Origin of the sequence: Paraburkholderia phytofirmans OLGA172 (assembly GCF_001634365.1) — a bacterium.
In the GTDB taxonomy this organism is placed as follows: Bacteria; Pseudomonadota; Gammaproteobacteria; order Burkholderiales; family Burkholderiaceae; genus Paraburkholderia.
Window position 1 is genome coordinate 2,090,360 of sequence record NZ_CP014579.1, and the last position, 13,403, is coordinate 2,103,762.

At 57.3% G+C, this 13,403-nt stretch carries 11 protein-coding genes and 3 pseudogenes; 6 read left to right on the plus strand and 8 right to left on the minus strand.

Translation table 11 applies throughout. From position 1 onward, the window contains the following. Positions 1 to 3: 3 nt before the first annotated feature. The 3 genes from AYM40_RS29345 to AYM40_RS29355 all read right to left on the minus strand — a co-directional run bounded on the left by AYM40_RS29345 (position 4) and on the right by AYM40_RS29355 (position 3,883). A complete protein-coding gene (locus AYM40_RS29345; RefSeq protein ID WP_063499581.1) occupies positions 4 to 1,320 on the minus strand; it encodes a cytochrome c in 1,317 nt (438 codons plus the stop codon). Positions 1,321 to 1,333: 13 nt separating this feature from the next. Next, entirely contained in the window at positions 1,334 to 3,112 is a 1,779-nt protein-coding gene (locus AYM40_RS29350; protein ID WP_063499582.1) for a GMC family oxidoreductase, read from the minus strand. A gap of 75 nt (positions 3,113 to 3,187) precedes the next feature. Beyond that, positions 3,188 to 3,883 (minus strand): gluconate 2-dehydrogenase subunit 3 family protein, encoded by a 696-nt coding sequence (locus AYM40_RS29355; RefSeq protein WP_063499583.1) that lies wholly within the window; start codon positions 3,881 to 3,883, stop codon positions 3,188 to 3,190. 405 nt (positions 3,884 to 4,288) lie between these two features. On the opposite strand from AYM40_RS29355, the gene AYM40_RS29360 reads away from it, so the two are divergent. Further along, complete coding sequence (locus AYM40_RS29360) at positions 4,289 to 5,242, plus strand: IS5 family transposase (protein WP_063494433.1); 954 nt, start codon at positions 4,289 to 4,291, stop codon at positions 5,240 to 5,242. A 514-nt stretch (positions 5,243 to 5,756) separates the two neighbouring features. Beyond that, positions 5,757 to 6,578 carry an alpha/beta fold hydrolase gene (locus AYM40_RS29365; protein ID WP_063500790.1) on the plus strand — a complete coding sequence of 274 codons (822 nt, stop codon included), beginning with the start codon at positions 5,757 to 5,759 and terminating at the stop codon, positions 6,576 to 6,578. A 3-nt stretch (positions 6,579 to 6,581) separates the two neighbouring features. On the opposite strand, the gene AYM40_RS29370 is transcribed toward AYM40_RS29365, so the two are convergent. The 3 genes and pseudogenes from AYM40_RS29370 to AYM40_RS29380 form a co-directional block, all read right to left on the minus strand. Further along, positions 6,582 to 7,223, minus strand: a complete 642-nt coding sequence (locus AYM40_RS29370) for a carboxymuconolactone decarboxylase family protein (protein WP_236720982.1) — start codon at positions 7,221 to 7,223, stop codon at positions 6,582 to 6,584. 80 nt (positions 7,224 to 7,303) lie between these two features. Beyond that, positions 7,304 to 7,519 carry a DUF1427 family protein gene (locus tag AYM40_RS29375; protein ID WP_063499584.1) on the minus strand — a complete coding sequence of 72 codons (216 nt, stop codon included), beginning with the start codon at positions 7,517 to 7,519 and terminating at the stop codon, positions 7,304 to 7,306. 9 nt (positions 7,520 to 7,528) lie between these two features. Further along, positions 7,529 to 7,915, minus strand: a pseudogene (locus AYM40_RS29380) (isochorismatase family protein); the annotation flags it as partial. Positions 7,916 to 8,685: 770 nt separating this feature from the next. On the opposite strand from AYM40_RS29380, the gene AYM40_RS29385 reads away from it, so the two are divergent. From AYM40_RS29385 to AYM40_RS29395, 3 genes are all read left to right on the plus strand, one after another. After that, positions 8,686 to 9,561 carry an alpha/beta fold hydrolase gene (locus tag AYM40_RS29385; protein ID WP_063499585.1) on the plus strand — a complete coding sequence of 292 codons (876 nt, stop codon included), beginning with the start codon at positions 8,686 to 8,688 and terminating at the stop codon, positions 9,559 to 9,561. A 102-nt stretch (positions 9,562 to 9,663) separates the two neighbouring features. Further along, entirely contained in the window at positions 9,664 to 10,620 is a 957-nt protein-coding gene (locus tag AYM40_RS29390; RefSeq protein ID WP_063499586.1) for an AEC family transporter, read from the plus strand. 84 nt (positions 10,621 to 10,704) lie between these two features. Continuing rightward, positions 10,705 to 11,565, plus strand: a complete 861-nt coding sequence (locus tag AYM40_RS29395; protein WP_063499587.1) for a fumarylacetoacetate hydrolase family protein — start codon at positions 10,705 to 10,707, stop codon at positions 11,563 to 11,565. Between the two features lie 130 nt (positions 11,566 to 11,695). On the opposite strand, the pseudogene AYM40_RS42820 reads toward AYM40_RS29395, so the two are convergent. Together AYM40_RS42820 and AYM40_RS29400 are read right to left on the minus strand one after the other, a co-directional pair. Continuing rightward, positions 11,696 to 11,809 (minus strand): annotated as a pseudogene (locus AYM40_RS42820) (cytochrome b/b6 domain-containing protein); the annotation flags it as partial. 13 nt (positions 11,810 to 11,822) lie between these two features. After that, positions 11,823 to 12,083, minus strand: a pseudogene (locus AYM40_RS29400) (alpha/beta fold hydrolase); the annotation flags it as partial. 87 nt (positions 12,084 to 12,170) lie between these two features. Between AYM40_RS29400 and AYM40_RS29405 the strand changes: the two are divergent. Then, positions 12,171 to 13,322 (plus strand): IS110 family transposase, encoded by a 1,152-nt coding sequence (locus AYM40_RS29405; protein WP_063499589.1) that lies wholly within the window; start codon positions 12,171 to 12,173, stop codon positions 13,320 to 13,322. Positions 13,323 to 13,403: the final 81 nt, after the last annotated feature.

Consider the following 13,403-nt stretch of genomic DNA (forward strand, 5'->3'; position numbering starts at 1 on the left):
GGGTCAAGGGGTTTTGGCAGTCCACCCTTGCGGATCGACCGGCCTGGATGATTTGCGTACTTTTGCGACCTGGCCGGCGGTGGCTGTCGCACCTTGATTTCCCCAGCCCGTTTGCACAAAACTCACGACGTCGGCAACCTGTTGATCGTTGAGCACCGATTCGTAAGAACCCATCGTCATCGCAGATGGCGCTGTTCGCGTAGCAGGCATGGACGCGCCTGAAAGGACGATATGGATAGCAGACGTGGGGTCGGCCGTTTGCAGCACAGGATTTCCGGCTAACGCCGGGAAGGCCTTGTCGTTGCCCTTGCCGTCCGACCGATGACAACCCGCGCAGCGGTCAAGATAGATCTGCGCGCCAGACGTGGACACGCGCCCGTTATAGAGTGCTGTCGCGACGGTTGCGCTGTATGCGAACGGCCCCGCTCCTGTCTTGTGCGGCGGCAATGACTTGAGGTAGGCAGCAATACTCCTCAGGTCAGCATCTGTCATGTACTGAGTCGAATGCGCCACCACGTCGTTCATTGCGCCAAACGATGCCACGCGCGTCGTACGGCCACTTCGCAAGAACATGACGATATCTTCCGGTGACGTGGATCCGAGCCCGTCGGCAGCCTCATTGCGCAATGAAGGCGCAATCCAGCCGTCGATCGAGCCACCGCCCGAAAGATACACGGTGTTGCCCACGTCCGTCAGCGCTTTCTCCTGCAAAGCAGGGCCGCGTGGCGTATGACAACTGCCGCAATGTCCCAGGCCCTGAACCAGATACGCACCGCGCGCCAGTTGTGCAGCTCCATCACCCTCGTCGCGGAATGCGTCGGCTACGTGTGATGGGTCCGGTGCGAATATCGCGCTCCATACTTTGAGCGGCCACCGTATCGAAAGCGGCCAGGGGATCCCGTTCTCGCGATTCTGCTGTTTCACCGGCGTAACGCCGTTCATCAGGAATGCATATAGCGCTCGCATATCGTCATCCGTAATGCGGGCGTACGAAGGGTAAGGCATCGCCGGATAGACCGTATGTCCTTCACGGGTCTTTCCGGTGCGCATCAGCGTCGCAAAGTCCTCGTAGCGCCAGTCCCCAATGCCTGTTTCCTTGTCGGGCGTAATGTTCGTCGAGTAGACGATACCGAGGGGGGTGCCTAGCGGATACCCACCGGCGAACGGCTTACCGTTTATGCGTGCGGTGTGGCATGCGGCGCAATCGCCGGCACGCGCGATATATTCCCCGCGGGCAATCTGTTGGGGATCGGCCGCACGCGCCTGGATGGCGAACAGAAGAAGGCTAGCGCTGACGGCGACGCGATAGTGGCGACTCATGATTTCGCCACCCCTACGCATCGACCAGCGGCCGCGGGTCTTTGAGGTACTGCTGTCTGACCGCTTTCGCGCACCAGTACGCCAGCGCTGCGACCGCGCCCGTCGGATTGTAGCCAAGCCCCACAGGAAAGACGCCAGATCCGACGGCGAACACGTTAGGAACGTCCCAGCTTTGCAGATAGCGGTTTAACGCGCTCGTCGGCCTGTCCGGTCCCATGATCAGTCCGCCGGCCCAATGAGTGGTTTGATAGGGCCGCAAATCAAAGTGATCGCCGAAATTCTTCTGGGTGATGGTATAGGATTTGGGATTCATTGCCTTCGCGACCTGTTCAAGCTTCGACGTGACAAAGCGCGTCATGCGAATATCGTTGTCTTTCCAGTCGAAGGTGAAGCGCAACAGCGGCTGCCCAAACTTATTCTTGTAGGTTGGGTCGAGATCGAGATAGCAATCGCGGTACACCATGTTGGCCCCGTTGGAGTCGATCGAAACCGTGTTCGTGTAATTCTCTTTCACGGCCTTCTTCCATGCGGAGCCCCACTGAGGTGTTCCGGTTGGCACCGCAATACCTGAGATAGGTTTCGCACCCGCCGGGTTGCACCAGAGCACCGAGCCGCCCACGAAGCCGAGCGGACCATGATCGAAATTGTCACCATTGAAATCGTCGAATGCGACACTGTTTCCACCCGCTCCCATGAACGGATTGCTGTTAGTGTCCGTCGGAAAGAACGTCTGGATATTCGACAGCATCTGATATGACACGTTCTTTCCGACGGTTCCCTCTCCAGTGGCCGGGTCGTATTGCTGTCCAATGCCCGACAGCATGAACAGATGAGCGTTGTTATAAGCGAAGGTGCTTGCGATCACAATCTGCGCCGGCTGCACCACCGTATTGCCCGCTGCGTCGACGTATTCGACGCCGGTCGCCCGCTTACGCGAGCTATCGAGCAGAATGCGCAGAACGTTGCAGTTGGGCCGAAGCTCGAAATTCGGCAAGTCGCGTAGTGCAGGCAACACGTTTACGTTCGGCGAGGCCTTCGAATAGTTGTAGCACGCGTAGCCCGAACAGAAACCGCAGAAGTTGCAGGGTCCCATCTGGCAGCCATACGGATTCGTATACGGCGCGGAGACCGTAGCGGCAGGCGCGCGAAACGGATGAAATCCCAGCTCGCGTGCAGCCTTCATGAAAACGTGAGGTCCATAGGGCACTTTCTGCGCAGGTAATGGAAAGGCATCGGACCTGTCGGCGTCAAACGGATTACCGTCGCCCACAATTCGTCCCTTCACACGGTAGGCCTGCCCTGAGGTTCCAAACACCTTCTCTGCGAAGTCGAAATGCGGCTCGAGCTCTTCATAGCTGACGCCAAAATCCTGGATCGTCATGCCTTCTGGAATAAACTTCGCACCGTATCGTTCAACGTAATGTGAACGCAGCCTCAGCTCTTCCGGGAACATGCGCCAGTGTTGCCCAGCCCAGTGCAGCCCTGCGCCACCCACGCCCGTGCCTGGCTTGAATGCCCCGATCTGACGGTATGGCACTGCCACGCTGTTGACGTCATAACGGAATGTGAATGTACTGGCGGACATATCCTGAAACAATTTGAACCGCTGCAAGTACGTCAGTTCGTCAAGCGTCGACGGATAAGCGCCATCCGGATAAGTGTCCCGATAGGTGCCGCGCTCGAGCGCCAGCACCTGCAGCCCCTCTTCGGTCAACTCTTTCGCCATGATCGCGCCGCCCCATCCAAAGCCGACAATGACCACATCCACGGGTCTCATCGTCCGGTCGGTCATAGTTCACTCCTCACGCCCAGTTGGCCGCGTATGCGGCAGGTGGCATCGCGCTGGCCGCGTTGTCGGTTCTCAGATTCATGCGGACGAGACTGGCGCAAGGGGGTAGCGTCGGCCATACTGCTCGACCCAGTCGATGTAGTCAGCGCGTGCACCTGGGAAATTGATCATTCGCCAAGCCGCCATCCCCTTGTTGCCACCGTGTTTCGGATCGCAGAAGTAGCCTTCCCGCGTGTTCTGCAGCAATTGAGTAAAGAAGTCGTGAGGCGGCACTGTGCCGATATCGATCTTGCCTGTCTCCAGTTCGCCGATGACCTGATCCTTTTCCTCATTCTCGAGTTGCTCGAAGCGTTTCCCGTATTGTTTGCGCATCGCTTCCTGCAGACCCCTAAGCGCGTTCCGATACATGTCCCGTGGACTAAACGGCAGTTGATAGCCCATCGTCGGCGGGGCTTTGATGAACGGGCCATGCATGTACCAGAGTCCACCGTACCCATAGGCTGTATTCATCTGCAAATCGATGAACTCCGCGACACCCGCCTCCACCGAGCCTGGCCCCTCGCTATCCGCGGGAATCAATCGGTCCACGAGGGCGACCAGTGTGTCCCATTCATCGGCGGCAAAGAACTTTGGCCGATATGGCACGTCGCCTGCATCCTGACGACAGGCTACCGATACCATCATTGAACCGCCCACGGCCACCGCGGCCGGTGCAACGCTCGTCACGGTACGCAGAAACGCTCGCCGCGAAGGCGAGACACCGATAGTTTTCATAGCCATTGCCCTCTTGGGTCACGCCTTGCAAGTTTCGCTTTGCGTTGGCAGAAAAGCCGTCTTTCGATTCGGCCCGCCGGAAGCACACGCGGCGTTCTATTCCGAACATCATGATATGAGCCGGGGGGGCTGAAAAGTCCTTGAATTCGCAGAAGCCACGCTTAATTATTGTTAAGTTGGTGCACACGGTAAATGTCTTCCGGTACAGCACTCAATCGTGCAGAAAACTGACTGACTGAAGCGAATTCCTTAATGCCGATGGAAGTGTGATCTGGTTTTTAGCGCCGCATTTCTAAATAGGGGGAGTTGCCCTTTCAAGAGTTAAGGAAGGTCTGCAAAAGTCCTGGCATTGCGTTGCTGCTGAGCTATCCTGGAAGCAGAGCCAATTAGGTGGGGAGCAGTGTAATGACGCAACTTGGTCTTGGTCTGGATCTGTCAACGAAGCGCACGCGCAAGCGGGAATTTCTCGATGAGATGCGACGCGTTGTGCCCTGGTTGAAGCTGATTGCGCTGATCGAGCCGCACTATCCCACGGGCAAAACCGGTCGGCCGCCGTTCCCGATTGCGACGATGCTGCAGATTCATTTCATGCAGCAATGGTTCGGTCTGTCAGACCCTGCCATGGAAGAGGCACTCTATGACGTGCCGCTGTATCGCGAGTTCGCGGGTCTCGACGGCGGGATGGTCCGCTTGCCGGATGAAAGCACGATTCTCCGGTTCCGCCATCTGCTGGAAACGCACGGTCTGGCGGTGCAAATGCTGGCGCTGGTCAATGAAATCCTGACGGAGAAAGGCCTGATGCTTAAGGCTGGGTCGGCAGTCGACGCCACCCTGATCGCCGCGCCCAGTTCGACAAAGAATGGCTCCGGCACGCGCGATCCTGAAATGCAATCAACGCAGAAAGGTGGCAACTGGTACTTCGGGATGAAAATGCATATCGGCGTGGACGCCGATTCGGGCCTGGTCCATACGGTCATTGGAACGGCGGCCAATGTTCACGACATTACCGTAGCCCAGACGTTGCTGCATGGTGAAGAAACGGATGTGTACGCGGACGCCGGATATCAGGGTATCGAAAAGCGTTGTGAGCCTGAGGCGGTGCGTTGGCATGTTGCAATGCGACCGGCAAAGCGCAGGAAACTGGATCTGAGTGATTCGTTGGACGCGATATACGATCAGATCGAACGCCTGAAGGCGGGTATTCGGGCCAAGGTCGAACACCCGTTTCGCATCCTCAAGCGGCAGTTCGGTTACATGAAGACGCGCTATCGTGGTTTGCCGAAGAACATCGCCCAGATCACCACGCTGTTTGCTTTGGGCAATTTATGGATGGCTCGCAGAGCTTTGCGCAAAGCTTGAAACACCGGGCCGATGAAGGCCATATGTCTGGTTGGAGCGCTCCGGAGCGCGGAAAACCCCTCGCAATCAGCTCACCAACAAAGATCTGAACGCCGAGGTTGCGCTCGATGTGAAAGGTAACGCTTCAAAGCTAGTTGTGCAGAGCTTCCTTAACACACTCGTCGTTTCACATCTATTAACTCAAGTAAAGACGCATACGTCATAGTATGTTTTACATGTCTGAGTGACGGAATGCAGTACCGGGCGACGTTCTATGGTGGCATAGTCTGCTCAGGAATTATCGCCAGTCACCCGATCATGAAGTGGACCGCTCGATATGGCGCGCTCTATTCAAAAGCCTGGATCGTCTCACGGTAAATCGCCCGGAACGTGGCCACGCCACGTGTCTTTACGGAATGGTCGGCCATAAACGCCGTCTCACTTACACCTGTCACGCAGTCCGCTTCAGCAGCTGCGCGCAGCGGCATGCGCATCACCCAGTCAAATAATCTTCGTGAATCAAGGAGTCGACATGATGAATTTCAACACCGTCAGCGACGGCACTCAGATCTTCTTCAAGGACTGGGGTAAAGGAAAACCAGTGGTGTTCTCTCATGGCTGGCCGGTCAATGCGGATTGCTGGGACCCACAAATGTTGTTCCTGCTTCAGCGCGGCTATCGGATCATTGCGCATGACCGACGCGGCCATGGCCGCTCGAGTCAACCTAGCGAAGGACACAACATGGACACGTACGCCGACGATCTCGCCGCCTTGCTGGATAAACTGGATGTCAAGGATGCAACCTTGATCGGACATTCGACCGGCGGCGGCGAAGTGACGCGCTATGTCGGACGACACGGCACGCGCCGGGTCTCGAAGGTGGTTCTCATCGGTGCAGTGGTGCCATTAATGGCTCAGACCGCGGACAATCCGAACGGTGTCCCGATGGCCGTGTACGATGGGATCCGGAAAAACACCGCCCAGCATCGTTCCGATTTCCTGAAGCAACTCGCGGTGCCCGTGTATGGATTCAACCGACCCTATGCCAAAGTCTCGCAGGGGCTCATCGATTCGCTCTGGGCCGCCGCCATGATGGGCGCCATCAACGCGGAATACGAATGCATCAAGGCACTTTCCGAAACCGATTTTGCGGAGGATCTGAAAAAATTTGATGTGCCAACGCTCTTCATTCAGGGAGACGACGATCAAATTGTTCCACTCGAACTTTCGTCGATGGTAGCTTCGAAGCTAGTCAAGAACTCGACTTTAAAGGTCTATCCCGGTGCTCCGCATGGTCTGCCGCAAACCATGCCCGACGAAGTCAACGCCGAAATCCTGAATTTTCTCGAGACCTGAGTCCTAACCTTGCGGCACGGGAATGTCGAACCCGTTCAATGTGACTGAGACGAAGCAGTAGTGTCCGACAAGATAGATCAGCTCGTTCGTGCCGCGCTGTCCAAACAGGGAAACGGCGCGGCGATATGTCTCCTCGGGTAACCTGCGGCCCGCGCTCAGAACGTGCGCTACGTCGTAAGCGAGGCCCTCTTCGTCGGTCATTCCTTCCGGACGGTTACCGGATACGAGCGTGGAGATGAATTGATCGCTCAAACCATTCTTTCTTGCCACTTCGCCGTGCGCATACAACTCGTAACCTGCATCAAAACGAGTACCGACCACGAGGATGGCGACTTGACGTACGCGGTCGGGGATGACGGCGAAACGCGTCATGGCCTTGGTGGTATTCCAGATTGCAGCGCCGACTTCGGGCTCGTGAAGCCAGGCATTCCACGGACCCAACATTGCGCCATCGTCGCGCATCGTCGTAAAGAGGCTGTACTTCGCATTGACGCCAGATTTCATGTCCTCATACAGAGGCCGCTGGTCGATCGTAAGATCTTGCGGGGCAATTGGGGCAAGGCGCATGGCGTTGGTTCCAAAAGACAGGAAGCAGTGCTGGATAGGCGAAGCCAGTTCGGGTGTGAAGTAACTGGCGAGCGCCAAACCATAGTTCATCTTCGCACCGAACACCCAGCTAGATGTTGGGAAGCAAACTGAACAACGCCCGCGGCAGACGATCAGCTCTACTTGTGCGAATCGATCGCGCTTTCCGGGTTTTGCTCACATACGCAGGGCGTGACACTCGTTTGCCCGTCGACGTGCCACAGGTGGGCCTGCACGAACGGCACCGCACCTTCGCCGATGACGATGCCGAGCAGCCCCGCCAGTGCGATCAACGGAGGCGCAGGTGAATGCACGCGCACGAGCGAGTAAAGCAGTTCCACGACCAGACCCGCGATGCGTCTGCGTCAGACCTTCGTTGTCGCGCGTGCAGCACGCGGGCCTACCTGCGCTCGGTGACCGCCCTCGTTCGCATGCTCGCCGAGAATCTGCTTGGCATGGCGCACGCCGATGCCATACGCGCTGTGGGCCTTGAATATGTCCATGCAGCCATCGTAGGTCTCGGCACGCGCCCAATCACGTTGAAATTCGCACATGAACTGGAGCGAGGTGATCGGTACCCCGCCGACCTGAATCATCCGCTGCACAGCCCGCTCGTGCGCCTCCTCCGTGATGTCGCCACACGCGTCGGTAGCGACGTAAATCTCGTATCCCGCGGCGCGCATCTGTATGGCTGAAAACGCGACGCATACCTCAGTCCACAGCCCGGCAACCACGATCTTCTTGCGCCGCGTCTAGTCGATCAACGCGAGAGCGCATGAATCAGGGGTCAATAGCTCGTAGGCCATGGATAGCTTCAGTAGGCAAGAAAGGGCTTACGGGCGAGAGAGGCGCAAAATGTCCAGACACACATCCGGTCCCTGCCGCTATCAGCGGGCATTTTTTCGCTCCCGTTGGATGAAACGTTACGGCAGAACGCTGATAAAAGTCGTGATTAATGGATTAATCATTCTTAACGACCGCAACTCTTCGCCCAGCGATCTTGGCCTTGCCTGACCGATTGCAATGGCTCAACAACGCGCGAGTTTCGTCAGGCGGTTCCCAAGGTGGGCCGATCCTCAACTACTGCAGGCAACTTGAACAACGGATACCGTCGGCGCGATTCTTCCAAACTCACACGAGCCGGGTCGTTTCACAAAGATTCATAAGATTTAGCGTTCCGCAAATGATGCGCTCAAGTAAGCTCAATGAACGCTGACGATTCCACGTTAAACGGAATTGCCGTCAGGCCGCGTACGACAGCGATATGCAAGCCGCGCAACGCTCACGGCGGCCGATGCTAAATCTCGCCGCTACGAGACACGTTCTAATCGGTGCCGCGCATATTTCCTTTCCGGGACTCGGACATATACGCGTCTGCGGAAATGCCTACGATTGGATTCCGGTGAACTACGAAGATCCCGGCAAGCATCAGGCTCGCCGAAACAAGCGGTCGGGTCCTTGAGCGTTTCATTCGAAGGCCTTCCCGATTCAAATCATCATGCTGAACAGGAAGAGATAGATCATGACAACGTCCACGCCTACCATCGTCAATCACACCCGCCGGGCAAACGGCATTCGCCAACATTACCTTGAAGCAGGCAGCGGCCCGGTCGTTGTTCTACTACACGGCTTTCCCGAAACCAGCTTCGCCTGGCGCTTCCAGATTCCGGCTTTAGCGCAGAAATTCCGCGTCATTGCGCCTGATCTGCGGGGCTATGGTGAAACCGATAAACCAGCAAGCGGGTATGACAAGCGCAATATGGCGCAGGATCTGATCGCATTGCTCGACGACCTCGGAATTGACAGGATTGCACTTGTCGGCCATGACCGAGGCGCACGTGTCGCCACGCGCTTCGCCAAAGATCATCCGCAGCGCCTGGACCGGCTGGTTGTAATGGACAACGTGCCAACACGCGTCGTGGCCCAGAACATGAACGCCCAAACCGCGCGCGCGTACTGGTTCTTCCTGTTCCATCTCGTTCCGGACCTGCCCGAAACATTGATCAGTGGTAAGGAAGCGGAGTGGCTGCATCATTTTTTCGCAGACTGGTGCTACAACCCCCATGCAATAGACGGCGATGCCTTCGACACATATGTCAAGGCCTACAAGCGCCCAGGCGCAGTGCGGGGCGCGATGTCCGACTATCGGGCGAATGCCGAGGACGTTAAGCAGGACCTCGACGATGCGGATACCAAAATCACCTGTCCCACCATGGCCATTTGGGGCAAAGACTTCTATGCGGTGGGCGGAATGTTCGATATGAAGGTCGTTTGGGAACAAATGGCCACCCATCTACGTGCTGAACCGATCGACCAGTGCGGACATCTGCCGCAAGAGGAACAGCCCGAGCGCGTCAATGCCCTCCTGCTCGACTTTCTGGAAACATGGAGAGGTTAAGGCGAAAAGGCAAACGCGCAACTACGACTGCCTGATTCATAGGGTCTCAAGGCATTGCGCGATTGCCGACGAATACACGCGGCGGAAATACCGAGGTAACCGATGCTGTATGAGATTTCGTACGCCTTGATCCCTTTTTTCTTTTCGATGGGAGCCGGCTATTTTTCGGGCAAGGTCAACAAGGGAAAAATGGCGCTTGCATCGATCAACACAATGCTCGTCGATTACGCACTGCCTTTCGCCCTATTCGTCTACACGGCAAAGATGCATCGCGAAAGCTTCTCTAGCCACATTCTTCTCGTTGTGGTCCTGGTCGTGGTAATGCTCGCGCCATACTTTCTCTCCTTGCTCTTCTCGCGCTTTCTATTTCATGTTGATCTTGCTCACGCTGCAGTACGGGCTGTCACCGTCGGCATGCCGAACTTCGCTGCTATTGGATTGCCACTACTTCACGCGGTTTACGGTGAGCAGAGCGACCTGACCGTCGCACTCGCGATTACGAGTGCATCGGTTGTCATGTCTCCGGCAGCGCTGATCCTACTCGAACATTCCAAAGTTCAAGCGGACGCAGCCGACGTCGCCCCAGACAAACGATCCAAACTTATCAAAGGGCTACTCAACACGTTTTTAAAGCCTGTTGTGATTGCCCCGATCGCCGGGATTCTCATAGCGCTTCTGGGATGGCCACTTCCACGCCTGCTTGCCCAGTCGCTCAACATCATCGGCAGCACAACAGCAGGGCTGGCATTATTTTCCACTGGACTCATACTCGCCGCGCAGCCGTTCCGGTTGTGCGGCGAGGTGTGGGTTGACGTCGCGCTTAGCAATGTCTTGCAACCACTGATTGCCCTGCTTATGGCATCCGCACTAGCGCTCCCAAAGACCATAGCCGGAGAGGCGATTCTTCTTTCTGCTATTCCTTGCGGCTCATTCGGCATTCTATTTGGCCTCTCATACAACGTTCGAGATACAACGGCTGGCACGACACTGGTTGTTTCCAGCATCCTTTCTGCCGTGACGCTAAGTGTCACGATATTGCTCCTCAATCACAGATGGTGACCATCACTACCCGACCGTATCAAACGACGTCCACGGTTCATACTATCTGTCCAATGTCGGGAATGCATTGCTAAGGAGTCTCACATGCGTTTCATCAGCTTTGCTCGTGACAACGTTTCCGGTATCGCAATTAAAAGCAAAAACGATGTCTACCTTGCGCTTGACCAAACCAACCCAAAATTTCCGGGCGATCTGACCTCACTCATAAAGTCCGGCGGTGAAGCACTGACTGCTGCGAGACGGTCGCTAGAAACACATGGTTTCCCCCTCGACCTCACTGATTGCATCCTCTTGCCACCCATCGCCGAACCGGAAAAAATCATCTGTGTCGGTCTGAACTACGTCGATCATTCGCACGAAGCGGGATTCGAGGTGCCTGATTATCCGACACTCTTCGCGAGATTCCGAAGCAGTCTGATCGGACACGGCGCGCCGATCCGGCGGCCAAACGAGTCCGAACAGCTCGACTATGAAGGCGAGTTGGTCGCCGTTGTGGGTCGGGAGGGCCGACGAATTCCCAAAGGTTCCGCGTTGGCCCATGTCGCGGGATATACGGTTTTCAACGATGCGACCCTGCGCGACTATCAGTTTCGAACACCACAGTGGACTATGGGAAAGAACTTCGACGAAACGGGCGCGATAGGGCCGCAATTTGTCACCGCTGACGAACTGCCGCCAGGTGCGGTCGGCCTGCGGATTCAAACCCGACTCAATGATGTGGTGGTCCAGAATGCCAACACAAGCCAGATGGTCTTTGACGTGGCAACGCTAATCGCGCTAATCAGCGATGCGATGACACTTCGACCGGGTGACCTCATCGTGACGGGTACGCCGTCGGGAATCGGGATGGCGAGAAAACCTCCGCTCTGGATGAAACCGGGTGATGTTTGCGAGGTTGAAATCGAGCAGATCGGCGTGTTGCGCAACCCGATTGAGAAGGATTAGCCATGAAAATCACGACTAGCCCGTAGATGAACAATCTTGCCTCCAGGTACACCGTTCGCGGGTGATCAGTATGTACAGCCGAATCAACCTGAGGGCGATGTAACTCCACGCGTCCCAACTCATTTTCTCCACCAGAGGCCATGCTCTCAAGAACCCCGTCACGCCGAACGAGCCCATGGAAAAGCGCTGCTGCATGATGGACCATGATGGTGGCAAACAGCAGGTACGCAAGCATCGTATGCAAGTGGCAGCCCTTCTTACGACTCCAGGAACGCAAGAAGGTCGGCATTTACGCGATCAAAGTGAGTCGTGCACATTCCGTGAGGTGCACCCGGGTAGACCTTGAGCGTTGCGTTCTTGATGATCTTCGCGGACTTTCTCCCCGAGTCGTCCAATGGGACAATCTGATCATCATCGTCCTGCAAGATCAACGTCGGTACGTCAATTTTCTCGAGATCCGACGTGTAGTCAACCTCCGAAAACTGCTTGACGCACTCATATTCGCCCAGCACCGATCCTAGATGCTATGTGGGAGGGCAGCGACAGAAAGCCCGACTGGAGTAAAACGGGACTTGCACACTCGTTTTCTCCGAAGGAGCACGCAAATGGATACGCCTGACACAGCCCTCCGTGGGCAGAATACGACGGCAGGTGGCCGCCTGCACATGGCTTTTGAATTGGGCGAGAAGAACTGGAAGCTCTCACTGGGTGATGGCCAGCGCGCGCCCAGCCGCTGTACGGTCGCCGCCGGCGATACCGCGGCGGTTCTCACCGCCATCGCCAACGCCAGGGCGCGTTGCCATCTCGGCGCCGACGCACCCGTCTACAGCTGTTATGAAGCTGGCCGCGACGGTTTCTGGCTGCACCGCTGGCTGGCTGAACAGGGCATCGTCAATCTCGTGGTGGATTCGGCCAGCATCGAGGTGAACCGCCGTGCGCGTCGCGCCAAGACAGACCGGCTTGACAGCGACAAGCTGCTGTCGATGCTCATGCGCTATTACGCGGGCGAGCGGCGCGTGTGGGCGGTGGCACGCATTCCCACGCCCGAGCAGGAGGACGACCGGCGCCTGCACCGCGAGCTCGAACGCCTGCGCAAAGAGCAGACCGCGCACACCAACCGGATCCGCTCCCTGCTGGTACTGCACAACCTTCGGGTCCGGTCTGTCGGCGGCCGCATCTGGACGCACTGGTGGACCAGTCAGCGCGAGCTGCTGGCGCCCGGGCTGCGCGCCGAGATTGACCGCGAATGTGAGCGGCTCGTGCTGGTGCACCAGCAGATCCGCCTGCTCGAAGTGCAGCAGGAGCGGCAGGTGCGCAGCGGCGCACATCCCGGCATGGCGCTGCTCGCCCAGCTTGCCGGCATCGGTGCAGGCAGCGCGTGGACGCTTGTCAGGGAACTGTTCGGCTGGCGGCAGTTTCGCAACCGCCGCGAAGTGGCCGGCTGTCTGGGCCTGACGCCCACGCCGTACGCCAGCGGCACCAGCGAGGTTGAACTCGGTATCAGCAAGGCGGGCAACCGGCGATGTCGCTGGCTGATGGTCGAGCTCGCCTGGAGCTGGCTGCGCCTGCAGCCCGGCAGCCAGCTCAGCCACTGGTTCAACGAGCGCTTTGCCGGTACCGGCAAGCGGATGCGGCGCATCGGTATCGTCGCGCTCGCACGCCGTCTGGCGATCGCCCTGTGGCGTTATCTCGAGCACGGCGAGATCCCCGTCGGCGCGATATTCAAGCCGCGCGACGTCAACACCGTGAGGGCCTGAATGACTGAATGACATCGGATGCAGCAACAGCATGTAAAGGTCAACGCGCCCGGAACACGCTCGGGCTACCCACTGCGGGTG